Below are 22,913 nucleotides of genomic sequence, written 5' to 3' on the forward strand. Positions count from 1 at the left end.
ACAGGGAAATGATCACTACTTCTCCCTTTCCACGCTCAATTATTCATATACTTTTCTTTATACCATCATTTATATAGGCGTGTCAAATAGAGGTCAGGTTTCCCTTCTTGTCAATCCTTTACAACACCATAAAGAGTATCGTAATAAGAGAAAGAATTGGAACCCCAACTAATAATGATACATGAAACACAATCGATAAATCATTCCCAATGGTCGCCTCCACAGGATCTTTCGCTGGGGAACCAAGAAACCCGATTAATCGATCGAATCGACTTACCGTTTTTGGAAAGTTTGGTATTTCTACATGATCACTATCTAAATGTTGCTTTAACTTATATTCACTCTTAAAGGGATTTTCGCTCAATTTCGTCCACCTCCAGCAATTGTTTCAATTTCTTTATCCCGTTATGAAGTCTCGATTTCACCGTTCCAATCGGAATGTTTAATATCTCTGCAATTTCTTTTTGCTGCATGTCATGATAATAAGAAAGGATTAGGACCGCTCTTTGCTCTTCTGGAACTTTCAAAATTGCTTCTCTTACTGTGAGCCGATCTTCGTGAGAAAATTCTTTTTCCGGAATCGGCACTAAAAATGGCAAAAGCGTACGCCACTTTTTTCTCCTATTTAATTTATTAATCATAAGACGATAACCAATTTGAAATAAATACGTTTTTATTTTACCTTTTTCAAGTTCATACATATGTTTCTTACGCTCTAGCGTCAAAAACGTATCTTGCACAAGATCGATACTTAATTGTTCATCTCGGTTAAATCGATATAAAAATGTGTATAGCGCTGGTTTGATTAAAACATATAGTCTTTCTCCTGCTTGTTTATCTCCACTTTGATACGCAAGCATGAGCTCCTCCTCAATCCCAATCTGCGCCATGATTTTTGATCTCCTTTATTCCTTTTAACGTTAATGAAATACGGGAAATTAAATATGCAATCGCAATAAAAATCCACAATTGTGATTGATTTGTAAAAAATTGCACATATGGGTTTTGAATCGTAAATCCCATTGTAACTAAAGTATTTAACGCTTGCACACATATGCATGCATACAACGCAAGGCAGATAGAAATAGTGTCAAATACATTCCAGCGAAAATACACTTTTGTTTTTGTAAAATCAATTTTATATCCATTTTTCCGTACTATATGTTTTCTATCAAATGGAATAATGATTGAAAACATAACACCCATTATAACTCCAGCTGTAAGCATTGATACTCTATATCCAATTGGTATCGGTAAGAAAAGACCACAAGAAAATACAACTATAATTCCAATTACAGCAAAAGTAAGAAGTAATTTATTAGACATATAAAAGCCTCCCTCATCTATTCTTTCATAAATGTATACAGACGAGGAAGGCACTTCGTTCAAATATTATTTTAGTTTTTTTATAATCTTTGCAGGATTCCCGCCAACTACTACATTATTAGGCACATCTTTCGTTACGACAGCACCAGATGCGATCACCGCATTGTCTCCAATTGTTACACCTGGATTAATAATTGCTCTTCCGCCAATCCATACGTTATCGCCAATTGTAACTGGTTTTCCGTATTCTGATCCGCTTATACGCTCTACCGGATCAAGTGGGTGCGTTGCTGTATAAATGTGAACACCTGGAGCTAACATACAGTTCACTCCGATTGTTACCGGGCATACGTCTAAAATCGTACAGTCAAAGTTCGCGTAAAAATTTTCACCGACATGAATGTTATAGCCGTAATCACATCTAAAAGAAGATTCAAGATGAATATTATCTCCTGTCGTTCCGAATAATTCTTTTACGATTTCGCTACGCTCTTTCAATTGCTCTTCTGGCGTATCATTTAATTTTCTCGTTAATATACGTGCTTGCTCTCTTTCTTGTACTAAAACTGGATCAGCCGGTATGTACATTTCTCCTAGTATCATCTTTTCCTTTTCTGTTTTCATCATACTACCCCCTTTAACTTATATATATAAGTTCATGATATCATAAAAAAGAAAGGCCTGAACATTTTTCGTTCAGACCTTTCTCTCTTAATCTTCCATCGTTGATAAGTCACCTGTTGGTAAGTTTAACTCCCACGCTTTTAATACGCGGCGCATAATTTTACCACTTCTCGTTTTCGGTAATTTATCTCTAAATTCAATTTGTCTCGGCGCTGCATGAGCTGCTAGGCCTTTCTTTACAAATTGACGAATTTCTTCTTTTAATTCATCAGATGGTTCGTATCCTGCTCGAAGTGCGATAAATGCTTTAATAATTTCGCCGCGCACCGGATCAGGAATACCAATTACACCGGCTTCTGCAACAGCAGCATGCTCGATTAATTTACTTTCTACTTCAAACGGACCAACGCGCTCACCTGACGTCATAATTACATCGTCAATACGTCCTTGGAACCAGAAGTATCCATCTTCATCCATATAGGCAGAGTCGCCTGATACGTACCAATCTCCCGGCATGAAATAAGATTCATATTTTTGCTGGTTATTCCAGATCCCGCGCATCATAGATGGCCAACCTTTCGCAATTGCTAAGTTACCCATTGTGTAAGGAGGCACTTCATTTCCTTCATTATCAACAATCGCTGCTTTCACACCTGGAATTGGTTTACCCATTGAACCTGGACGGATTTCCATACAAGGGTAGTTACAAATAACTTGTCCACCTGTTTCTGTCATCCACCACGTATCATGAATACGAAGTCCAAATGCGTTCATACCCCAGCGAATTACTTCTGGATTTAACGGCTCACCAACGCTTAATACGTGACGAACTTGTGATAAGTCATATTTTTTAATTGCGTCTTGTCCAGCTCCCATTAACATACGGAATGCTGTTGGTGCGCTGTACCAAACCGTCACACCGTAATCTTGCAGTGCTTCATACCAAGCTTCTGGACTAAAGCGTCCACCTAAAATAACGTTTGACGCTCCAACTAACCACGGTGCGAAAATACCGTAAGCTGTTCCAGTTACCCAGCCCGGGTCAGCAGTACACCAATATACATCGTCTTCTTTTAAATCCAATACCCACTTCGCCGTTTGATAGTGCTGAACCATTGCGTTTTGCGCATGAAGCACACCTTTTGGCTTACCAGTAGAACCAGACGTGTAATGTAGAATCAAGCCGTCTTCACGGCCTAACCATTCAATATGTAATTCTTTTGAAGCTTGTTCAAATAAAGGATTGAACGCTACCGTTTTACCGCCTTCTTCTACATTATCTCCAACAAGGAAAACTGTTTTTAAAGCCGGTAAATCATTTAATGGTACGCGCTCTAACAATTCAGGCGTTGTAATTAACACCTTTGCTTCGCTATCTTCTAAGCGATCGCGAACTGCGCCTTCCATAAATGCTTCAAATAGCGGTCCAACAATTGCTCCTAATTTCACTGCACCTAAAAGTGCGAAATATAACTCTGGAGAACGTGGCATAAAAATAAAAACGCGATCGCCTTTTTCTACATCACCATAATTCTTAAGGACGTTTCCTGCTTTATTAGAAAAATCCTTCATTTCCTTAAATGTATATTTCTCTTTTCGCGATCCATCTTGATAATAAAGAGCTACTTTATTCTTTCGATCGGATTTCGCATGCTTATCAATTGCCTCATACGCCATATTTACTCGGCCTGTTTCATTCCAAGTAAAGTTTTTATTAACCTCTTCCCAGTTAAAATTCGCGTATGCCTCATCATAATTCGGCAAATTATTTTCTCCTTTAATGACAGGAAGCGTTTCTACTTTCATACTTTACATCCCCCTCCTATGTATTCTATTATCTATTATAATGACATTATTTAAAATTTTCAGTATATTTGTTGATTTTTAGACAAATTTTTAATGACAAATTTCGATTCACATCGCATATATTATAAAGTACGATATTAATAGATTCACAAACCCTCAAGGTGGTGAGCAATACATTGATTCATAAAAAAATATATAATGCTAGAAACTTAAAAACAGCGAAAGGCACTTTAATTATTGAAGGTCCTGTCTCTACACATAACTTAGAAATGTATGAGTTTCATCCAGACTTAATTGCGTTTCGTCCTGCCGAGCAACAATATAAAGCAATTGTCGAAATTTCTAAATTACCAGAAGCTCGTCTCATTATTGCTAGACATGACCAAACAATTGTTGGATATGTTACATACTTGTATCCTGATCCACTTGAACGATGGTCAGAAGGAAAAATGGAAAACTTAATTGAGCTTGGGGCAATTGAAGTAGTCCCAGCCTTCCGCGGGAGTTCTGTCGGAAAGAACTTACTAGAGGTTTCTATGATGGACGATTATATGGAAGATTACATTATATTGACGACTGAATATTATTGGCACTGGGATTTGAAACAAACAGGATTGAATGTGTGGGAATACCGAAAAGTAATGGAGAAGATGATGAATGCTGGCGGGTTACAATGGATGGCTACAGACGATCCTGAAATTTGTTCACATCCTGCCAACTGTTTAATGGTCCGCATCGGTAAACGCGTTGATACGGATTCTATTCAAGCTTTTGATCGTCTACGTTTTCACAATCGTTTTATGTATTAATAAAGGGGGCAACTGGAATGATTGTAGAAGAAATTATGAATCAAAATGTAGTTACATTACATCCAAACGATACAATCGAAACAGCAATCCGAACGATACGCACGAAAGGCATTCGGCACATTCCAATTGTCGATCAAAATAATCACGTCGTAGGCATTATTTCTGATCGGGATGTAAGAGATGCAAGTCCGTCTATTCTAGATGAACAAGTTTCACTCGATATGCTACAGCAACCGCTCGAACTTATTATGAAACATCCTGTTATGACTTGCCATCCTCTCGATTTCGTTGAGGAAATTGCTACTTTATTTTTTGAAAATAAAATTGGCTGTCTTCCTGTTACAAAGGCCGGGAAGTTAGTTGGAATCATTTCTGAATCTACAGTACTGCACACATTAGTAAAATTAACAGGAGCACATCAACCAAGTTCGCAAATTGAAATTCAAGTAAAAAACGAACCTGGTATTCTTGGAAAAGTCGTTGCTATTTTTAGTGATTTACAAATAAATATCGTGAGCGTTCTCGTCTACCCAGCAAAAGACGAGAATGATAAAGTACTCGTTTTCCGCATTCAAACGATGAATCCTCTAAAAGTGATTGATGCACTTGAAGCAGAAGGTTACCGCGTATTATGGCCAAACATCATGGGGATGCAGGCATGAGTAGCGCGTTTATTTATTCGGATGACTTTCGGGGCTATTCATTTAGCCCTGATCATCCCTTTAACCAACTGCGCGTCACACTTACGTATGATTTATTACAAAAGGGCGGTTTCATCTCTCCCTCTCAAATCATCTCACCACGGATGGCTACAGATAAAGAGATTGCCTACATTCATACAGAGGAGTACATAAATGCGGTAAAACGTGCTGGAGAAGGAAAGTTAGAAAAATCAATTGCGATGACATATGGACTCGGAACAGAAGATACACCAATGTTCCCAAATATGCACGAAGCAAGTGCATTGCTCGTTGGTGGTACGTTAACAGCTGTCGATGCTGTTCTTTCCGGAAAAGTAAAACACGCGCTTAACTTAGGAGGCGGCTTACATCATGGCTTCCGCGGTAAAGCATCTGGCTTTTGTATTTATAACGATAGCTCCATAGCAATGAAGTATATTCAGAAGAAATACGGTTTACGCGTCTTATATATTGATACAGATGCTCATCACGGTGATGGCGTACAGTGGTCGTTTTATGATGACCCTAACGTATGCACCATTTCACTGCATGAAACTGGTCGCTATTTATTCCCTGGAACTGGCGCTGTAAACGAACGTGGACAAGGTAATGGTTATAGTTATTCTTTTAACGTTCCACTCGATGCTTTTACAGAAGATGAATCATTCTTAGAATCATATCGAACTGTTGTAAAAGAAGTTGCAGCGTACTTTAAACCGGATATTATTTTAACGCAAAATGGTGCTGACGCACATTATTATGACCCACTTACACATCTTTGTGCGACGATGAATATTTACCGCGAAATACCGAAGCTCGCTCGCGAAATCGCTAACGAATATTGCGACGGTCGCTGGATTGCTGTCGGCGGCGGTGGCTACGATCACTGGCGTGTCGTTCCAAGAGCTTGGGCACTCATTTGGCTCGAAATGAACAACATCCAAAACATCTCAGGTTATCTCCCTCCAGAATGGATTGAAGCTTGGAAAGAACAAGCAGAAACAGAACTTCCCCTCACATGGGAAGATCCAGACAACATGTATAAACCTATCCCCCGTAAACCAGAAATTGAAGAAAAAAACGCATTAACTGTAGCGAAATCCCTTGAAATTATTCGGAATAATATGACAAAATCTTTATACTAAACGAAAAGGAGGCTCGTTTTTGAATAGCCTCCTTTTATTTGAAGCTTGCTATTATTGTCGTTTTCTGTCGGTAAGTCGATATATGTTAATAATCGCTGATATATTCCGAGTTACGCCGATATATTTTGATAATCGCTGATATATTCCGAGTTGCGCCGATATATTCTAATAATCGCTGATATATTTTCATTTTATAACAGTCTGGCCCAACTTTTATGAGAAAAGGTCGTGATATTATGTGGACACAACAAATAATCAACACGAAACGCGGTACATTTGAACTCTTTACAAAAGGAAATGGCGAATCGCTTTGTATTACACATCACTATTCACAATTTAATGAAACTGGGGATTACTTTGCGGATGTTTTTACTGCTACGCATCGTGTATTTCTCATTAATTTACGAGATACTGGTCGCTCTGTAACCGCCCAGTCAGAAAACGAATTAAGCATGATTGAAACAATCCACGACTTAGAAGCCATACGAGAAGTATTACAACTTCCAACATGGCATTTCGCCGGTCATTCAACAGGTGGTATGCTTGGACTTTTATATGCGATTACATATCCAAATTCCTTACAATCATTAGTCGTAGCAGGAGCTGCAGCAAGCAACTACACCGAAACACCCTTTTGCATTTATCATCCAGAACATCCGCAGTTTCATTATATGCAAAAACTCATCGAAAACTTAAAAAACCCTCTCCTTACAAGTGAAGAACGGAAAGAGCTATCTACTAAGAGAACAAAATTATCATTATATAAACCGGAAAACTACAATTCTTATTTTTGTAAACCAATCCAAAAAACTATGTCCGCTAGCCGTATGAATGCTTTCACCAATGAATATCTTTCATTTGATTTAAGAAAGAATTTACCTTCCATCCAAACAAAGACCCTTATTATATGCGGAAGACACGATGTGCAGTGCCCGATTCAGTATTCTATCGATATGCATGAGGGCATACGTAATTCTATTTTTGTGACACTTGAAGAGAGTAATCATTATCCTTTTTTAGAAGAAGCTGCTCAGTTTACTTCTACTACTCAAACATTTTATAAATCATTACGCCAGTACCGTTATTATTAAGGAAAGCTCACAGTCTCTATAAGACTATGAGCTAAATTTTCAGAAGAAATATTTCGTACTATATAAAAATAAAAGATAAAAGGAAAAGAGCACCAAACCTACATCAAACAACACTGACTTTTTATCTCCTTCTTTTAAACCTATCGTAATATTAAAAATGCTTCTAACTATCCAACCTAATACTAAAAATAACCAGCCGAAATGATCATTTGTATAATCTTTATCATAAAACATTTGTATTGCACCAATAATTAATAAAATAATTATAATATTAGTTCCAATCCTTAAGACCTTGTTTGATTTATTATCTTGTAATGTATCTCCCAAAATGTAGCACACCCTCTCATGCTCTCCTCTGTTTTGTTTCTCTTTACATTTTAACATAAATTACCTATTCCTTCCTTTTCATTCGAATAACATATAAAAAACCTGCCAATTACTCGGCAGGTATATTACACATTAAAACGATAACCAGCTCCCCATACCGTTTCAATGTATTGCGGGTGAGCAGGATCTCTTTCAATTTTTTCACGTAGTTTTCTAATGTGGACGACAACAGTGGCTAAATCACCAGCGGAATCTAATCCCCAAATGCGTTCAAATAACTGTTCTTTATTTAATACTTGGTTTGGATGCGTTACAAAGAATGTCAATAAATCAAATTCCTTCGTTGTAAACGCGATTTCTTCATTGTTTATAAAAACTTTCCTCGCTCGTTGATCGATAGAAATTCCGTGAATATATAGCGTATCACGTTGCTTACTCACATTTCCTAATAATCTTTCATAACGGGCAATATGTGCTTTTACTCTTGCGACTAATTCACTCGGGCTAAACGGTTTCGTTATATAATCATCCGCTCCTAATCCGAGTCCGCGAATTTTATCTATATCTTCTTTTTTTGCTGAAACAAGTAAAATCGGGATATCTTTTACAGCACGTATTTGTTTACAAATTTCGAATCCGTTCATTTTCGGAAGCATAATATCTAAAATAATTAAATCATAGTCTTCTTGCAAGGCTGTTTGTAAACCTATTTCTCCTGAATGCTCTACATCAACTTGGAAATCATTAATTTCTAAATAATCTCGCTGTAATTCTGCAATACTTACTTCATCTTCTATTAGTAAAATTCTTTTCAATTTACTCACCACATTCCTCTACTTTTTCCAATGAGAAGAAAATGCTTGTCCCTTTACCAAGCTCGCTTTCCGCCCAAATTTCCCCGCCATGTTCTTCAACAATTTGCTTCGCTATTGCTAAACCAAGTCCACTTCCACCTGTGCTAGAATTCCGCGATTGTTCTGCACGATAAAAACGTTCAAAGATATACGGCAATGTATCAGATTCTATACCTGATCCATTGTCCATCACTTTCACAATAACTTTATTATTATCACTCGATACTGTTACAGTAATTTTCTTCTCTTCTTTATCCATGTATTTCACACTATTATGAATTAAATTTGATATAACTCTATTGATCTTTTCGCAATCAGCCGTTACATATAGTGGTGATGCATGTAATTGTAAGTTAACTTCTATACCTTCTTTACTTAAATCCATTTGCATCTCTTCGATTAACTCTTGCATAAACATATTTAATTCAACCGTTTCAAACTGAAAGGGAACTCGATTCAAATCGAGCTTCGAAAACAAAAAGAGTTCATCAATTAGTGTGTCCATATGTTTTGCCTTCGTATGGATAGTTGTTAAATACTTATCCATTTTTTCTGGCGTATTTGCTACCCCGTCCTTTATTCCTTCTACATATCCGATAATTGATGTAATCGGTGTTTTTAAGTCATGAGAGATGTTTGAAATAAGCTCTTTTCTATTTTCTTCATACTGTGTTTGCATCTCTATCGATTCTTTTAATCTCTTCCTCATTTCCTCAAATCCTTGATTTAATTGCCCTATTTCATCGTGTGATGTAACTGGTATTTGAAAATCTAAATTTCCTTCTTTAATTTTCTCCGTTGCGCCTTTCAATACAAAAATTGGTTTTATTACACTTCTTGAAACGAGGTAACTTAATAATCCAATGAGTAAAATGGCTAGTAGTAAGAGAGATACGAATAAGATTGGAAATAATTTTTGTGTAAGATCTACAAATGAACTTTGCTTTTTTAGTACAAATATACTTCCCTCTTCTTCCTGAGGAAAATAAAAATCAAACTTTACATATCGATAAAATGTATCGCCTAGTTCCGTTGTACCACGACTATTAATATTTGCCGCTTCAAATTTCGGAAGGGCTTCTTTTAAAGATACACTTTCAAATACGTTTGAAGCATATGAAAGTGTTTCTCCTTTTCTTACTACTATTTTCACACCCTCTTTTTCTATTGCTGAGACAAACGACTCATCTAACAATTGAGATTGATGCTGTTTAGCTGCTGACTTCAACTCAAGATAGGCATTCTCTTCTTCTGGTGTAAGTGGCTTTTGAATATAAGAACTTTTATAGAAATTTTTTACTGCTTCCAAGTCACCTGTTATCGAAAAAACGATTAAAAATCCCGCGACTAATATAAGCGTAATGGAAACGAGGATAACAGCAATATAAGAAAATAAAAACCTTGTTTTAATAGACATATCTTAAATCCTCACTTTATCAAACCTTATTATTTATAAGCATAAAAATATATGTTCAATTACTCAAGCAATTTTATAGTAATTTTAGCGTCAGTTTATAAAAATTTAATGTTCCTATTTTACAGTTGAAATTAGGAGGTTGAAATTCCATGTTCAAAAAAACATTCAGTATGATATGTTGCGTAATTTTTTTACAAGGATGCTCGCAAGAACAAGAAGTCAAAAAGGAGATGACAAACATGGAGACTGCACTACTAGCAGCTACTGAAAAAAATGAAACGAATACTGTTATATCTTTACTAAAACAAGGTGCAAATATAAATGCGACGGATAATCAAGGACGTACCCCTCTTATGATTGCTACATACAAAAATGATGTAAAAACCGCAAAAGCACTTATCGAAGCTGGTGCTGACGTAAATATCCAAGATGACATGAAAAACAATCCCTTTCTATACGCCGGTGCGGAAGGTTACTTAGACATTTTAAAACTAACAATTGATGCTGGTGCAGATCCTACGATTACAAATCGTTACGGCGGAACAGCTCTTATCCCAGCCTCAGAACATGGCTATATTGACGTTATAAAAGAACTCCTCACTCGAACAAATATTGATGTAAATCATGTAAATAACCTGGGATGGACAGCTTTAATGGAAGCCATCGTACTAAGTAACGGAAACGAAACACAGCAACAAGTCATTCGCCTTCTTATTGAGCACGGCGCAGATGTAACTATTCCAGACAACGATGGTGTTACCCCGCTAGAGCATGCTCGTGCTCATAACTTTGAAGAGATAGAGAAGATTTTGTTAGAAGGGAATAAGTAAAAAGCTATTTTTTGCCTTCCTCCCCCGCCCTATGCTACATTTAACCCGTTACATTACTATTAATAGGGTGGGAATACACATGAACAAACCTAAAATTGGGATGATTGGACTTGGAAGTATTGCGCAAAAAGCCTACCTTCCAACACTTACAAAAGAAACAGATTGGAATTTTGTAGGGGCGTTTACACCTAACGCTGAGAAAAGAAAACAAGTTTGCCAGCAATACCGTATTCAAGACTTTCATTCTATTGAAATGTTAGCTTCGGAATGCGATGCAATCTTCGTTCATAGTTCAACTGCTTCACATTATGAAATCGTTTCTGAACTTCTGAAAAAGGGAATCGACGTTTATGTTGATAAGCCACTAGCAGCTACAGTGGAACAAGCTGAGCAACTAGTCGAGTTAAGCGAGAAGTATAATCGAAAATTAATGGTCGGATTTAATCGCAGATTCGTTCCTATGTATGTCGCTGCCAAAGAACAGGCTAATGATATTTCATGGATTCGCATTGAAAAGCATCGTACAAATAAAGTCGGGCCATATACGTACGACTTCACTATGTTAGATGATTATTTACACATTGTAGATACTGCTCGCTGGTTAGCTAATGATGACCTTAACGCCGTTCACAATATGATACAAATCAATGAAAAGAATGAACTTCTTTACGGACATCATACATATACAACTCCAAGTGGACTATTACTTTCTACTGCAATGCATCGCCATGCCGGTACTAATTTAGAACAAATTGAACTTGTAACGCCAGGGAAAATCATTCGCGTAAAAAATATGAATACATTTGAAATTGAACAGGAAAACTCAGTTTCACAAAGTGGTTCCCCATCATGGGATACGACGTTAAAACAACGTGGTTTTGAAGATGCTGTTCGTCATTTTATTGAATGTGTACACGGAGATACAAAGCCTGTTGTAGATGGATTAGAAGGATTAAAAACGCAGCAACTATTGCAATCTCTACTAGATAATGTAAGCAAAAATTAAAACGGATACATTTTTCAGAATTTACTTTCATTCCCATTCCCCCTTTATTTCTGTCACAAATTTCTATAGAATATGTTGATAGGAATTATAAATTTCATAATGAATCGTGGAAAGGATGGGATTAACACATGTGGAACGAGTTTAAAAAATTCGCCTTCAAAGGGAATGTAATCGATTTAGCTGTCGGGGTTGTAATCGGTGCTGCATTCGGTAAAATCGTTAGTTCTTTAGTAAAAGATATCATCACACCATTACTTGGTATGGTATTAGGTGGCGTTGACTTTACAGATTTAAAAATTACATTCGGTAAATCATCTATTATGTACGGTAACTTCATCCAAACTATTTTTGATTTCTTAATTATTGCAGCGGCTATCTTTATGTTCGTTAAAGTATTCAACAAACTAACATCTAAGAGAGAAGAAGAAAAAGAAGAGGCACTTCCGGAACCAACAAAAGAAGAAGAACTTCTTGGCGAAATTCGTGACTTATTAAAGCAACAAAATTCTTCTAAAGATAGAGCATAATTGAACGGATAAAAAGGCATGTCCCTCGGGACATGCCTTTTCTATATGCTATAACGTTTCCGAATTCATATGAATAAACAAAATAATACCAGCAACCATAAGTACCATAATGCTACCTGCAAATAGTGTAATACCAATAAACATTAAACTTTTGCTCATATCTACTGATACACTTTCAATAAAAATAGAAATTACATACGTGATAAGGGCAATTCCTGCAAGAATACTTCCTGGAACAAATCGCTTTAAACCATTTTGTTTTAACGTCATATATGCAAAAATAGCAGTCATACAAAGCGTAATTATCCAAAGAACGATCATCTCTTTTCCCCCCTCACAAGCCTTTTCTTTCTATTATACATGACATTGCCCTATAATAGTTATTTTTACACTTATGTGACATATAACAAGGAATCATACAATCTATAGAGAACTCTTCCAGGTAAGCTATATACTAGGGAGGATTTCAATTGGAAGATGATATTGTAGGATATTTTAAACGCACTTCACAAACATGCCTTGAACATAATTTACGAAGTCCTGAAGAACTTTTTGCATTTTGGAAAAGAAATTGACCACTAGAAAAATATGGATATCCCTCATGTAAATTGATATAATTACCATATACAAATATCCTTTGTAAGGGAGTGTTCATAATGATTTGGATTTCACTAATCGTATTAGCTTATTTCATCATTCTCGTCCCAATACAGTACAACTACATTAAAATGCTCAAAGAAAAACAGAAAAAAATGAATGTCTCACAAAACGAACTATATGACAATATGTCTTATGAAGAATCCCAAGTACATTACCATTATCAAAGTAACGTATTTACAATACCTGCTTCGCTTGTCGCAAGTATTGTTTATAAAGTGAAACATGCAGCATAATATGTACGCTGTAAAATTATTGTTTGAGTCTGTTCATTCTAGTGAGCCTAATTCTACGAAAATTGATGGGCATTATGAAGAGAATCACAATACACTTTTTGAAGAAAGCATTATTCTTGTTAAAGCAAACAGTTTAGAGGATGCTCACGAACTTGGTAAAAAAATTGCTATGCAATCTGAAGATATGTACGATAATATGTACGATGAGCAAGTAACGTGGACGTTCCGAAAAGTGTTACATGTGTTTGAATTAGACGATACCCCCTTTAAAACTGGAAAAGAATTGTACGCAAGATTTTTACACGTTAAGAAAAATAAAGCGGTGGATACAGTCGTACAAAAATACTATCCTGAATCCGAATAAAAGCTCACAGCAAATGCTGTGAGCTTTTTTATACTTACTTGGTTGAATCTCTAAATTGGATACGGTGAGGTAAGATAACAGTGTGATCTTCCACTTTTTCTTTGTTCATATACTTTGTTAATAAACGCATTGCTACTGCACCGATATCATACATCGGTTGAACAACTGTTGAAAGCTGCGGACGAACCATTAATGCAAGACGTGTATTATCGAAACCAAGTACTTCTACGTCAGTTGGTACGTTTAGTCCAGCGTCTTGTGCTGCATGGATTACACCTAGTGCCATTTCATCAGAAGACACGAAGATTGCTGTTGGCTTTTCATCATTGCTCCAAAGCTTTTCAAATGCTTCAATACCTGAATCATATGTGTAATCTCCATCGATTACAAGATTTTCATCATATGAAATACTTGCTTCTTCTAGAGCTTTTTTATAACCTTGTAACTTCTTCGCACTTCCTGCTTTATCAATGAAAGGACCAGAGACGAAACCGATACGCTTATGTCCTTGCTCAATAAAGTGCTTCATTGCATCATAAGCTGCTTGTGTATAATCAATATTTACTGATGGCGTTTCATTTTGCTCATCAAATGACGCTGCTAATACAATTGGTACTGGAGATTTTTTAAATTCTTCAATGTGAATGTCTGTAATATCTTCACCCATGAAAACAATTCCGTCCACTTGTTTTCCAAGCATCGTATTTAATAAATGGAACTCTTTCTCTTTGTTTTGATCAGAGTTACTTAAAATGATGTTATATTTGTACATTGTTGCGATATCTTCAATTCCACGTGCAAGTTCTGCATAAAACGTATTTGAGATATCAGGAATAATAACACCTACTGTAGTTGTCTTCTTACTTGCTAGTCCACGTGCTACCGCATTTGGGCGGTATCCTAAACGATCAATTGCTTCTAATACTTTCTTTCTTGTTGTAGGCTTTACATTTGGGTTACCGTTCACAACGCGTGATACGGTAGCCATTGAAACGTTTGCTTCGCGCGCTACATCATATATTGTTACGTTCATCTCATCGCACACTCCTTCTATTTTTGTTATCTATTTTTATGTATCGGTTACTTGAATGAAAAAAAGACATCAACTCTATTTGCAGATGCCACCAATCGTCCCGAGTTCTTCCTTTTACTAATGATACGATAAAAACGCAGGCTCATACAATATTTTCCCGCAAAAGTTTCGAAAAAATTCGCTTCTTTTCTCGTATTTTCGTATTTTTTATGAAAAAAGGGCATTTTTTGTAAAAAAATAGATGTTTCCTAAGTAGAAATCTTATTTTAAACAGTACGATAGTAAATGAAATTTATATCGGCGATTTTTCGAATATATCGACTGTAACTCGAAATATATCAGCGATTTTCCAAATATATCGACCGCAACTCTAATTATATCAGCGATTTTTTAAATATATCAACTTATCAACAAAAATCGACAATGACAGTCGCTATACAATAGGAGAAAGCTGTTCCAAAATGCCTTCTTGGAACAGCTCATTAAAAGTTTTTATAATTTACTTCCAAATGATTTTAATTCATTCATAAAATCATTGAACTGCGGTATATTCATTTGCTGCGCCGCATCTGATAAAGCTACAGCTGGATCTGGATGTACTTCAGCCATAATTGCGTCTGCACCAATTGCCATCGCTGCTTTTGCAGTTGGTAAGAGAAGGTCACGTCGCCCTGTAGAATGCGTTACATCGACAACGACAGGTAAATGTGTTTCTTTCTTTAAAATCGGCACAGCGGAAATATCAAGCGTATTACGCGTCGCTCTTTCATACGTGCGAATACCTCGTTCACATAAAATAATGTTTCCATTTCCCTTTGCCATAATATATTCTGCCGCATTAATGAATTCTTCGATCGTTGCTGATAGACCACGTTTTAATAATACTGGTTTATTTACAGCACCAGCTGCCCTTAGCAAATCAAAGTTTTGCATATTGCGAGCGCCAATTTGAATAACATCAACGTAATCTAATGACATCTCAATATCATTCGGATTTAAAATTTCACTAATAACAGCCAAATCATATTCATCTGCTACCTGGCGCAAAATTTGTAATCCCTCTAATCCAAGACCTTGAAAATCATACGGTGAAGTACGTGGTTTGAACGCACCACCACGCATTAATTTCAGACCTTGCTCTTTCATTGCTTCAGCAACTTGACGTACTTGTTCATAACTTTCCACTGCACACGGTCCCATAATAAAATGCTGATTTCCGTCACCAATTTTTTCACCATTAATTTCAACAATTGTATCTTCTGTTTTTTTCTTACGAGAAACAAGTAATGCTTTACGATGATCATCTTCTTGTAATTCTAAACCAGCTTGAAAAATTTGTTTGAAAATATGTTGTAAAGTCGAAGTTTCAAATGGACCATTATTATTCTCTGCAATTAAATCCAGCATATTTCTTTCACGTACAGGATCAAAACGTTTCACACCTTGTATTTCTTTTAAATTACCAACTTCTTGTACGAGACGACCTCTTTCGTTTAGTAACTCTAATATTTGTAAATTAAGTTGATCAATTTTAGAACGTAAACGACCTAATTGTTGTGATGCCATAAGAAAGCCACCTCTTTCAAATTCCTATATATTACTTTTTTAAGATAACTTATTATAGCTGATACATATACGATTGTCACACGATATACAGCAATGAATTACTATCAAAAAACATTGTATATTTTTATTTAAAATAAAAAAAAGACAGTTTACATACTGTCTTTTTTACAAGAAGGAAACAAACGGTTTATCACTGTTTTTCTCTTTTATAATAACGGCCTCAATTTTACTCTCGGACTTAATCTGTAATTGTACTTTCGCATCTTTAGGCAATTTGTCTAACATGCCTTGAGCAGCCAATTGGGTAAGAGCCATTAATTCTGTTTTACCGTTATATTTAATAACAATATTCATATTTAATGTATCCATTTGATCTTTCTTATAAGAAACTTTAGCGTTGACTGGAATAAAATCTCCATTAGAAAAACCTTTTATTTCCTTAGCAAAGTTATTTATTTTTGTATTATCTTCTCCATGTGCTTGTGTAAATTCATCAGAAGGATATGAATACGACTTTTCATCAATTGTACTCCAATTTCCAAGGTTCGTATCATTCTTTTGAACAGTAGCACTAGCAATATACGTACCATTTTTTAAAGAACTAGTACTTTCTTGCTTAAAGATAGCAAACGTAATTGGAGATTTGTTATACTTATCATTTTTGTTAATAGCTTCAATAAGTTGTTTAGCAACTTCAGACCCTTTAGACATAGCTTCTTCATTCGATACACTTGAAGACATAGCTAAGCCAATCATAACACCAGATAAACTTAATTCATTTGAATTCTGTTTTCCAAAATAGTCTTGTTCTATAATATTCGTCAAAACTGGCGCTTCTACTTTCGCAACTAGTTCATCAACTAGTTTCTCTGGAATATACTGATTTAATTGCAGTACGTGACTCTCTGTATCAAATTGTTGCGTTGCAATATTTATTAAACCATTTTCATACTCTGCTAAATCTAATTTAGAATTTGTTTTTATATTAGCTGTATTAATAACCTTTTGTTCTTTTAAAGGAATAACAGTTCTATAATAATCTTTAGAAACAGCAGTTCTCGGAATCATACTTTTTTCTTTTGTATCTTTTTGTATAACTTCATCCTTCTTACTAATCGTATTACTATCGTTACTACAAGCTCCCAGTAATAAACTTACGACCGCGAAGGATAATGCCATTTTCTTCATTACTTAAAACCTACTTTCAACAATCTAGTTATTTAATTTGAACTAATAACAGTGTACCATTAAATATATTTCAACAAAAACAAAAAAAAGAAGCAAGCACCTTTAGCTTGCTTCTTTTTACTTAATATTCTCTTCTAAAGCGTCTTTTTTAATGTTCCAATGAGACGTATTCCATACTACGATCCCATCTTTTATGTATAACACTTGCGGAGATTCATGTTTAATGCTGTACTGTTCTGCAACACGATTCGACACATCTCTCGCGTCTTGTACGTATAAGTAATACGCTGGTACCGCTCTTTCTTCACTGCAATACGCTTGAAATTCTGTGTATGCACCGTGACTAATCGGGTATGTCGTACTATGTTTAAAAAGAACATACGGCTCATTCTTTTCTACTAAGACTTCAAGCTCTTCAATTGTTTCAAGTTTTGTCATATTCATCACGATTCACCTCTCATACGAAATCTAGAGCGCTTCTCTTTCTTTTCAGCTTTTTTCTCAATTCTTTCTAATTTACGCTCTTCTTTTTCAACCTTCTTCTCTTGTCTCGACGCACGGTAATGATTGTATACTTCAATCGCCGCACTGCTCCACTGTACAACTTGCGCTACTTTATCAGCGTTATTTTCAATTTCATCCGTTACAGAGTCTGATACATTACGAAGCTTCGTATTTAAAGATTGGATTGTCGTTCCAATCCCATCTACACCCGCTACCACTTTATTTAATGACTGTGACTTCTGTTGAATATCATCAGCTAACGCATTCGTCTTATGTAATAATTGCTCTGTCTCTACGCTAATTCCTTGCATTTGTTTTTCTAAACCTTCTAACGTGCTTGCAACGTTTTCTAACGTCTTCTGAACCGATAACAACGTTCTGCATACATACACTACTAATACTGCGAAAGCAACCGCGATAATAGCCGCACTTACATATAAAAGAACTTGCATTTCATCACTTCCTTTATCTTTTTCATACTTTCCCCTATTATACAATCATTTTCCGTTTCATTCTAATCCCTATCTCATCATTAGAATTTTCATACTTATTCGTTAACTGTAACATAAATCATTCAACAAATTCCACTAAGTAGGTTACAATAGGAGAGGATACATAATTAGTAGGGAGGCTTTACATATGAAAGATCCACGTATTGAAAAGTTAGCATACAATTTAATTAACTACTCTATCCGCTTACAAAAAGGTGAAAAAGTATTAATTGAAAACTTTGGCTTACAAAAAGAACTTGTAACTGCACTTGTAAAAGAAGCATATGCAGCTGGTGGTTTCCCATTCGTCTCTTTAAAAGATCATCAAGTAGATCGCTCTTTATTAATGGGTGCTACTGAAGAACATTTCGAACAAATCGCTGCATATGAAGCAAGCGTAATGAAAGACATGGACGCTTATATCGGCCTTCGCTCTGGCGATAATATTAATGAACAAGCTGACGTTCCAAGTGAGCGTATGAAAGTTCATGGCCAAACAGTTGGTAAAAAAGTTCATAGAGACATTCGCGTTCCGAAAACGCGCTGGGTTGTTCTTCGCTACCCAAATGCTTCTATGGCACAGCTTGCTAAAATGAGTACAGAAGCTTTCGAAGACTTCTACTTCGAAGTTTGTAACTTAGACTACGGTAAAATGGATAAGGCGATGGATAGCCTTGTTACATTAATGAATAAAACAGATAAAGTTCGTTTAACTGGTCCCGGAACTGACTTAACATTCTCTATTAAAGACATTCCAGCAATTAAATGCTCAGGTCATTTAAACATTCCAGACGGTGAAGTATACTCTGCACCAGTTCGTGATTCTGTTAACGGTACAGTTTCTTACAACACACCATCTCCTTACAACGGTTATACATTTGAAAATGTACAACTTAAGTTTGAGAATGGTCAAATCGTTGAAGCAACTGCAAACGATACAGAGCGCATTAACAAAATCTTCGATACAGACGAAGGTGCACGCTACGTTGGTGAGTTCGCAATCGGCGTAAACCCATACATCTTACATCCAATGGGAGACATCCTATTCGATGAAAAAATCGATGGCAGCTTCCACTTCACTCCTGGACAAGCTTACGACGATGCATGGAACGGCAACAACTCGAACATTCACTGGGATTTAGTATGCATCCAGCGCCCTGAATACGGCGGTGGCGAAATTTACTTCGACGACGTACTAATCCGTAAAGACGGACGCTTCGTTGTACCTGAATTAGAAGCTTTAAACCCAGAGAACTTAAAATAATAATAAAAACGCTCGGAATTTTCTCCGAGCTTTTTTTTATTTCTTCTCTACCATTTCTATTTTCACATGTGGATTTTCTTTCTCGATAAGCGCCAAAAATTCATTCATATTTTGCGGCATCGCAACCATATGTACTTTGTATGCATTCGTCGTAATTTCAAGGTATTTCCCAACTTGACGAATGATTCTTATCTCTTTCAATACGATATCGTCATTTAAAATGCCGTACTTTAATACACCATTTTCTACTTTATGTTTTTTAATAAATACTTCCCAAACGAGTGGTACATTTACAAGGAAGCATAAACCCATCCCAATCAACGCTGACATCCAATGCGCTCTATTAGTGAAAAGCATGACAATTGGATATATACACATAAAAGCTAACGTAAGACAAACGAAAATGACTACTGACTTACTTCTTTGAATTGGAAAGTTCATACCTACACCCCCTAATCCAAATTATACCACTATTTCCATTTTGGTTCATAGAAAAAGGCCATTTCTAAATGACCTTTTACACAATGTACCTATAAAATTTCTTATCTACTTGTAGCACCGGAAAGTTTTTCGGCAACTCATCTATACTCACACTTTGAAAACCATTCTTTTCATAAAAACGATGTGCCGCTAAAAATTTTACTGTTGTTCCTAAATAAATATCTTTCAACTTTTTATCCTCAGCCCATGAAATTGCTGTTTGAAGCAACATATATGATGCGTCCCATTCTTTTCCACGAAACTCTTTCTTCACGAACATTTTTCTTAGCGCTACTTGATGATTCTCAATATCTAATAAAGCTACTGTTCCAACTACTTTACCATCATAAAGTGCTACCCAAAAGTTTCCGTGATCCTTTTGATAGAACGTTTCTATTTCAAGTAAATCAGGTTGCTCTTCTTTCGTAATGGGAACATTATACTCTTTTTGCTGAATATGAACGATAAGATCTACTATTTCCTCTTGAAACGTACCTTCATATGGAACAATACGAATCTTCTCGTTCATCGAATCTCTTTCCATTCTGAAGCTAGTAAACTATATACAGCGATATCATGAAAATGATCATATAGCCATTCTTCATCTCGTAAAATACCATCTAACTTAAATCCTAAACGCTCTGGAATTGCGCGACTCTTCGCATTTCCAACACCGCAACGAATTTCAATTTTATTCATCTTTAAATTTTCAAATGCATAGTGAAGTACAGCCTTTACGCTACGCGTCATAATACCTTTCCCGCCAGCATCTTCTGCAAGATAATACCCAAGACTCGTCGCTTTCTTCCCCCAGCTCACTGGATGAATACCTACCATCCCAACGAGCTTTCCTTTGTAACGTATGCCACTTTCAAAACCATCTCCCTCTGCAAACTTCTTTAACCACATCGGAAAAATCTCATCATAAGCATCAGCAGATTTTGTCCCATCTACCCAAGGGAGCCATTTCCGTAAATGATTACGGTTTTGATCTAATAATTGATATAATTCCTCTTTATGATGTTTTTCTAATAATTGTAGTTCGATTTCGTCATCTACTCGGAGTGTGAACATGTTTTTTAGTCCCCTTTTTAGTTTTCTTATTATTCTAACACTTACATTTCAAAACGCGTACCAATATATCAACGATTTTTGAAATATATCGAACACAACTCCATATATATCGACGTTTCAACATTAATACACAACCACGACAACAAAAAAAGACGCACAGCCAAGCTATGCGTCTTTCCTATTACTTCTCTGCAACTTGAACTTCTTTTACATAAGCTGCTTCGAATTTTTGGATGTCACCTGCGCCCATGAAAATTAGAACGCCGTTTTTATGTTTCTTTAATACATCCGTTGTTGTATCTGTAATTAGTTCTGCACCGTCAATACGCTTTTGCAGATCTTCAATTGTTAATTCACCTTTGTTTTCACGTGCTGATCCGAAAATATCACATAAATATACTTGGTCAGCTTTGCTTAGGCTTTCTGCGAACTCATCTAAGAACTTTTCTGTACGTGAGAATGTGTGTGGCTGGAATACAGCGACAATTTCACGCTCTGGATGTTTTTGACGAGCAGCTTCAATCGTTGCATTAATCTCTGTCGGATGGTGTGCATAGTCATCGATGATTACTTGCTCTCCCATCGGCTTTTCATTAAAACGACGTTTTACGCCTTCAAAAGTTGTTAATTGATGTTTTACTGCTTCTACATCAACATTTTCATAATGGCAAAGCGCGATTACTGCTAACGCATTTAATACGCTGTGATTGCCGTATCCTGTAATTTTGAACGTATCATAGTACGTGTTACGAACGAATACATCGAATATCGTGCCATCTGTTCTCTTTTGGATGTTGCGTGCTTGGAAATCATTATCTTCTCCAAATCCATAGAAAATAACAGGTACTTTCGCTTGAATTTTTTGAAGTTCTTCATCATCTCCACATGCAATAATGCCTTTTTTCACTTGCAATGCCATCTCTTGGAATGCACTGAATACATCATTGATGTCTGCAAAATAATCTGGATGATCAAAATCAATATTCGTCATAATTGCATAGTCTGGATTATAAGACAAGAAATGACGACGATACTCACAAGCTTCAAATACAAAATACTTACTATTTTCTACCCCATGCCCTGTTCCATCTCCAATAAGGTAAGATGTAGGGTGTGCACCTTGCATTACATGGGCTAACAAACCAGTTGTTGATGTTTTTCCATGTGCACCAGTTACAGCAACACTTGTGTATTGGTTCATCAGGTCACCTAAGAAATGATGGTAACGATGGACTGGGATGTTTAATTCTTTTGCTGCTACGATTTCTTCATGCGTATCAGGAAATGCATTTCCTGCAATAATCACTTGTCCTTCTTCTACATTATTCTTATCAAAAGGAAGGATCGAGATACTACGCTTTTCCAACGCTGTTTGTGTAAAGAAACGCTTTTCATAATCAGACCCTTGAACAGTATGCTTCATATCATGAAGAATTTGCGCTAATGAACTCATTCCTGTTCCTTTAATTCCTACAAAATGGTAAACTGTCATCTTAAAGAACCTCCAACATTTCGAACTAATACAACGGCCTATCTATAAGACAGTATATGAATCTTTTCTTATTTTGGTAATCATCATACATTTTTGATGTAGTGAAGTTATTCTTTCCCTTC

General features: G+C 36.1%; 28 protein-coding genes and 1 other annotated feature (1 of these 29 cut by a window edge). Of the genes, 10 read left to right on the plus strand and 18 right to left on the minus strand.

Annotated elements, in window-relative coordinates; translation table 11 throughout:
• Positions 1 to 41 (minus strand) — a binding site (T-box leader) (it extends 189 nt beyond the left edge of the window).
• A 77-nt stretch (positions 42 to 118) separates the two neighbouring features.
• The 5 genes from F3I02_RS07970 to acsA form a co-directional block, all read right to left on the minus strand.
• Positions 119 to 364: a hypothetical protein gene (locus F3I02_RS07970; protein WP_001293792.1), complete on the minus strand. Its 246-nt coding sequence runs from the start codon at positions 362 to 364 to the stop codon at positions 119 to 121.
• Positions 345 to 890 (minus strand): RNA polymerase sigma factor, encoded by a 546-nt coding sequence (locus tag F3I02_RS07975; RefSeq protein ID WP_000057201.1) that lies wholly within the window; start codon positions 888 to 890, stop codon positions 345 to 347. The genes F3I02_RS07970 and F3I02_RS07975 overlap by 20 nt, the downstream gene beginning before the upstream one ends.
• A complete protein-coding gene (locus F3I02_RS07980; RefSeq protein ID WP_000066457.1) occupies positions 871 to 1,326 on the minus strand; it encodes a hypothetical protein in 456 nt (151 codons plus the stop codon). The genes F3I02_RS07975 and F3I02_RS07980 overlap by 20 nt, the downstream gene beginning before the upstream one ends.
• A 66-nt stretch (positions 1,327 to 1,392) precedes the next feature.
• Positions 1,393 to 1,953, minus strand: coding sequence for a maltose acetyltransferase domain-containing protein (locus F3I02_RS07985; protein ID WP_002026426.1), 561 nt, complete (start codon positions 1,951 to 1,953; stop codon positions 1,393 to 1,395).
• An 84-nt stretch (positions 1,954 to 2,037) separates the two neighbouring features.
• Entirely contained in the window at positions 2,038 to 3,756 is a 1,719-nt protein-coding gene (acsA, locus tag F3I02_RS07990; RefSeq protein ID WP_000862049.1) for an acetate--CoA ligase, read from the minus strand.
• Between the two features lie 176 nt (positions 3,757 to 3,932).
• Between acsA and acuA the strand changes: the two genes are divergently transcribed.
• From acuA to F3I02_RS08010, 4 genes are all read left to right on the plus strand, one after another.
• Positions 3,933 to 4,565: an acetoin utilization protein acetyltransferase AcuA gene (acuA, locus tag F3I02_RS07995; RefSeq protein WP_000581388.1), complete on the plus strand. Its 633-nt coding sequence runs from the start codon at positions 3,933 to 3,935 to the stop codon at positions 4,563 to 4,565.
• A gap of 17 nt (positions 4,566 to 4,582) precedes the next feature.
• The gene (locus tag F3I02_RS08000; protein WP_000634583.1) at positions 4,583 to 5,227 is read left to right on the plus strand and encodes an acetoin utilization AcuB family protein; all 645 of its coding nucleotides are present in this window, start codon (positions 4,583 to 4,585) and stop codon (positions 5,225 to 5,227) included.
• On the plus strand, positions 5,224 to 6,390 hold the full coding sequence (gene acuC / locus F3I02_RS08005) for an acetoin utilization protein AcuC (RefSeq protein ID WP_080345739.1): 1,167 nt from the start codon (positions 5,224 to 5,226) through the stop codon (positions 6,388 to 6,390). Before F3I02_RS08000 ends, acuC begins: the two co-directional genes overlap by 4 nt.
• 215 nt (positions 6,391 to 6,605) lie before the next feature.
• A complete protein-coding gene (locus F3I02_RS08010) occupies positions 6,606 to 7,481 on the plus strand; it encodes an alpha/beta fold hydrolase (protein ID WP_196477808.1) in 876 nt (291 codons plus the stop codon).
• A 39-nt stretch (positions 7,482 to 7,520) separates the two neighbouring features.
• Here F3I02_RS08010 and F3I02_RS08015 read toward each other — a convergent pair whose 3' ends face one another.
• The 3 genes from F3I02_RS08015 to F3I02_RS08025 form a co-directional block, all read right to left on the minus strand.
• A complete protein-coding gene (locus F3I02_RS08015) occupies positions 7,521 to 7,808 on the minus strand; it encodes a hypothetical protein (protein ID WP_000502934.1) in 288 nt (95 codons plus the stop codon).
• Between the two features lie 125 nt (positions 7,809 to 7,933).
• Entirely contained in the window at positions 7,934 to 8,623 is a 690-nt protein-coding gene (locus F3I02_RS08020) for a response regulator transcription factor (RefSeq protein WP_033673118.1), read from the minus strand.
• Between the two features lies 1 nt (position 8,624).
• Positions 8,625 to 10,079 (minus strand): sensor histidine kinase, encoded by a 1,455-nt coding sequence (locus tag F3I02_RS08025; RefSeq protein WP_000023862.1) that lies wholly within the window; start codon positions 10,077 to 10,079, stop codon positions 8,625 to 8,627.
• A gap of 149 nt (positions 10,080 to 10,228) precedes the next feature.
• Here F3I02_RS08025 and F3I02_RS08030 point away from each other — a divergent pair, with 149 nt between their 5' ends.
• From F3I02_RS08030 to mscL, 3 genes are all read left to right on the plus strand, one after another.
• Positions 10,229 to 10,909, plus strand: coding sequence for an ankyrin repeat domain-containing protein (locus F3I02_RS08030; protein WP_196477809.1), 681 nt, complete (start codon positions 10,229 to 10,231; stop codon positions 10,907 to 10,909).
• Positions 10,910 to 10,988: 79 nt separating this feature from the next.
• Positions 10,989 to 11,915 carry a Gfo/Idh/MocA family protein gene (locus F3I02_RS08035; protein ID WP_001039692.1) on the plus strand — a complete coding sequence of 309 codons (927 nt, stop codon included), beginning with the start codon at positions 10,989 to 10,991 and terminating at the stop codon, positions 11,913 to 11,915.
• Positions 11,916 to 12,043: 128 nt separating this feature from the next.
• Positions 12,044 to 12,442, plus strand: coding sequence for a large-conductance mechanosensitive channel protein MscL (mscL, locus tag F3I02_RS08040; RefSeq protein ID WP_000266999.1), 399 nt, complete (start codon positions 12,044 to 12,046; stop codon positions 12,440 to 12,442).
• Between the two features lie 48 nt (positions 12,443 to 12,490).
• On the opposite strand, the gene F3I02_RS08045 is transcribed toward mscL, so the two are convergent.
• Complete coding sequence (locus F3I02_RS08045; protein ID WP_000636586.1) at positions 12,491 to 12,763, minus strand: DUF3917 domain-containing protein; 273 nt, start codon at positions 12,761 to 12,763, stop codon at positions 12,491 to 12,493.
• A gap of 335 nt (positions 12,764 to 13,098) precedes the next feature.
• Between F3I02_RS08045 and F3I02_RS08050 the strand changes: the two genes are divergently transcribed.
• Together F3I02_RS08050 and F3I02_RS08055 are read left to right on the plus strand one after the other, a co-directional pair.
• Positions 13,099 to 13,335 (plus strand): DUF3949 domain-containing protein, encoded by a 237-nt coding sequence (locus F3I02_RS08050; protein WP_000637900.1) that lies wholly within the window; start codon positions 13,099 to 13,101, stop codon positions 13,333 to 13,335.
• Position 13,336: 1 nt separating this feature from the next.
• On the plus strand, positions 13,337 to 13,699 hold the full coding sequence (locus tag F3I02_RS08055) for a DUF4288 domain-containing protein (protein ID WP_196477810.1): 363 nt from the start codon (positions 13,337 to 13,339) through the stop codon (positions 13,697 to 13,699).
• Between the two features lie 34 nt (positions 13,700 to 13,733).
• On the opposite strand, the gene ccpA is transcribed toward F3I02_RS08055, so the two are convergent.
• The 5 genes from ccpA to F3I02_RS08080 all read right to left on the minus strand — a co-directional run bounded on the left by ccpA (position 13,734) and on the right by F3I02_RS08080 (position 18,442).
• Positions 13,734 to 14,732, minus strand: coding sequence for a catabolite control protein A (ccpA, locus tag F3I02_RS08060; RefSeq protein ID WP_001103300.1), 999 nt, complete (start codon positions 14,730 to 14,732; stop codon positions 13,734 to 13,736).
• Positions 14,733 to 15,224: 492 nt separating this feature from the next.
• Positions 15,225 to 16,298 carry a bifunctional 3-deoxy-7-phosphoheptulonate synthase/chorismate mutase gene (locus F3I02_RS08065; RefSeq protein ID WP_000168215.1) on the minus strand — a complete coding sequence of 358 codons (1,074 nt, stop codon included), beginning with the start codon at positions 16,296 to 16,298 and terminating at the stop codon, positions 15,225 to 15,227.
• A gap of 165 nt (positions 16,299 to 16,463) precedes the next feature.
• Positions 16,464 to 17,486 carry a CamS family sex pheromone protein gene (locus F3I02_RS08070; RefSeq protein WP_000738000.1) on the minus strand — a complete coding sequence of 341 codons (1,023 nt, stop codon included), beginning with the start codon at positions 17,484 to 17,486 and terminating at the stop codon, positions 16,464 to 16,466.
• A 117-nt stretch (positions 17,487 to 17,603) separates the two neighbouring features.
• Positions 17,604 to 17,930, minus strand: a complete 327-nt coding sequence (gene ytxJ / locus F3I02_RS08075; RefSeq protein WP_196477811.1) for a bacillithiol system redox-active protein YtxJ — start codon at positions 17,928 to 17,930, stop codon at positions 17,604 to 17,606.
• Positions 17,930 to 18,442, minus strand: a complete 513-nt coding sequence (locus F3I02_RS08080; RefSeq protein ID WP_001197720.1) for a DUF948 domain-containing protein — start codon at positions 18,440 to 18,442, stop codon at positions 17,930 to 17,932. Before F3I02_RS08080 ends, ytxJ begins: the two co-directional genes overlap by 1 nt.
• A gap of 187 nt (positions 18,443 to 18,629) precedes the next feature.
• Between F3I02_RS08080 and F3I02_RS08085 the strand changes: the two genes are divergently transcribed.
• Positions 18,630 to 19,745 (plus strand): aminopeptidase, encoded by a 1,116-nt coding sequence (locus F3I02_RS08085; protein ID WP_000654731.1) that lies wholly within the window; start codon positions 18,630 to 18,632, stop codon positions 19,743 to 19,745.
• A 36-nt stretch (positions 19,746 to 19,781) separates the two neighbouring features.
• Here the strand turns inward: F3I02_RS08085 and F3I02_RS08090 are convergent, their stop codons facing one another.
• From F3I02_RS08090 to murC, 4 genes are all read right to left on the minus strand, one after another.
• Positions 19,782 to 20,186 carry a PH domain-containing protein gene (locus F3I02_RS08090; protein ID WP_001010624.1) on the minus strand — a complete coding sequence of 135 codons (405 nt, stop codon included), beginning with the start codon at positions 20,184 to 20,186 and terminating at the stop codon, positions 19,782 to 19,784.
• 76 nt (positions 20,187 to 20,262) lie between these two features.
• On the minus strand, positions 20,263 to 20,754 hold the full coding sequence (locus F3I02_RS08095; protein ID WP_046945891.1) for a GNAT family N-acetyltransferase: 492 nt from the start codon (positions 20,752 to 20,754) through the stop codon (positions 20,263 to 20,265).
• Positions 20,751 to 21,299 carry a GNAT family N-acetyltransferase gene (locus F3I02_RS08100; protein ID WP_196477812.1) on the minus strand — a complete coding sequence of 183 codons (549 nt, stop codon included), beginning with the start codon at positions 21,297 to 21,299 and terminating at the stop codon, positions 20,751 to 20,753. Before F3I02_RS08100 ends, F3I02_RS08095 begins: the two co-directional genes overlap by 4 nt.
• 181 nt (positions 21,300 to 21,480) lie before the next feature.
• Positions 21,481 to 22,791 (minus strand): UDP-N-acetylmuramate--L-alanine ligase, encoded by a 1,311-nt coding sequence (gene murC, locus F3I02_RS08105; RefSeq protein WP_000219467.1) that lies wholly within the window; start codon positions 22,789 to 22,791, stop codon positions 21,481 to 21,483.
• Between the last annotated feature and the right edge of the window lie 122 nt (positions 22,792 to 22,913).

Source organism: Bacillus sp. SRB3LM, assembly GCF_015712745.1.
Classification (GTDB): Bacteria; Bacillota; Bacilli; order Bacillales; family Bacillaceae_G; genus Bacillus_A; species Bacillus_A thuringiensis_K.